Here is a 1,216-nt window from a genome sequence, read left to right as displayed (position 1 = left end):
CCGCCTGTTCGATATGCTGCGGTCGGGTGACGTGCTGGTCGTGCGGTGGGTTGACCGGCTCGGGCGCAACTACCAGGACGTGACTGACACCATCCGCGAGTTCATGCGGCGCGGCGTCGTGGTGAAGACCGTCATCAATGGCCTCGTCTTCGACGGCGCGACGAAAGACCCTATGCAGCAAGCCGTGAGAGACGCCCTCATTGCGTTCATGGCCGCCACGGCACAGGCCCAAGCCGAGGCCACGAAGGAAGCCCAGCGCGCCGGGATAGACCACGCGAAGGCGAACAGCGAGGCCAGCAAGTATCGGGGCCGCAAGCCCAGCTACTCGCGGGAGCAGTTCGATACGGTTCGCGACATGCTCGGGCAGGGGACAGGCGTCGGCCCTGTGGCGGCCGTGACGGGCCTGACGAGGCAGACTGTCTACCGGATAAGGGACGATGCGGCGGCGGCCGAAGCGGCCCTTGCCGAGTGGGGGCTTTGACCGGCGGCGCGAATGTTTAGGCGCGCCTGTCTCAATCTGTGTTTTTTTGCGGATAGAACGTGCGCGGCGCAATAGGGACACTGAGCTTCGCGCACAATGTCATTTAGAACTCGCTGTATTTTTCGAACATGATGAAGTCTTTTCCAGATCTACCTACGCTATAGCCCCAATGCGCAGCGGCTTTTGCGATATAATTTCGCGCAGAGCCAGGCGCTAATTTTAGTTCTCTATCGACGTCGGTAAATTTAATTGCGCTCGTATTGGCTGAAAAACTGCGGCCACCCATCCAAGACTGAATAACGGACATGCAGTCATTCGGGTCGTCAATCAGGGCCTCGTCGTCTTTACTAATTTCGGCAGTCTTGCTACCCGCGGCGCGTGGCACCTCCCCGATTCTTTGAACAGCTTTTCTCACTCGGTTACAAGCTGCGCCGAGTGCCGCGACCATATTCCCGTCCTGCCTATCTGGTTCAAAAATGGCCGGAGTGATGCCAAGGAGGTCGGTCGGCAAATGGAGATCGTCGACTCCGCGCGGCACAATCATGAAGCAACGGTCGGCACCGAGTCTTCCAGCAAACAGGCCCATCTCAAACACGATATTGTCTCGGACCGTTTGCTTGGTCTGGTCTCGAAGGATTGTGACGTCGTCGGGCGCGAAAATGAAAAGGCCAAAATCGCTTTCGTCGAGCTGATCGATAAGCGACGCCAACGCGGTCCGAGAGGGTGTGAACACAC

At 58.5% G+C, this 1,216-nt stretch carries 2 protein-coding genes and 1 pseudogene; 1 reads left to right on the top strand and 2 read right to left on the bottom strand.

What is annotated here, in order from left to right; all coding sequences use genetic code 11:
* A partial coding sequence (locus A1351_RS07760; RefSeq protein ID WP_064032693.1) for a recombinase family protein occupies window positions 1-481 on the top strand: 481 nt, incomplete at its 5' end.
* Window positions 482-584: 103 nt separating this feature from the next.
* Here the strand turns inward: A1351_RS07760 and A1351_RS25805 are convergent.
* A complete protein-coding gene (locus A1351_RS25805) occupies window positions 585-992 on the bottom strand; it encodes a hypothetical protein (RefSeq protein ID WP_245291612.1) in 408 nt (135 codons plus the stop codon).
* Window positions 993-1,019: 27 nt separating this feature from the next.
* Window positions 1,020-1,214 (bottom strand): annotated as a pseudogene (locus A1351_RS26150) (TIR domain-containing protein); the annotation flags it as partial.
* Window positions 1,215-1,216 lie beyond the last annotated feature (2 nt).

The sequence above is a fragment of the Methylosinus sp. R-45379 genome, assembly GCF_001644125.1.
Taxonomy (GTDB): domain Bacteria; phylum Pseudomonadota; class Alphaproteobacteria; order Rhizobiales; family Beijerinckiaceae; genus Methylosinus.
Note: the sequence above shows the minus strand (reverse complement) of the source record. Positions and strands in the feature narration are given on the sequence as shown.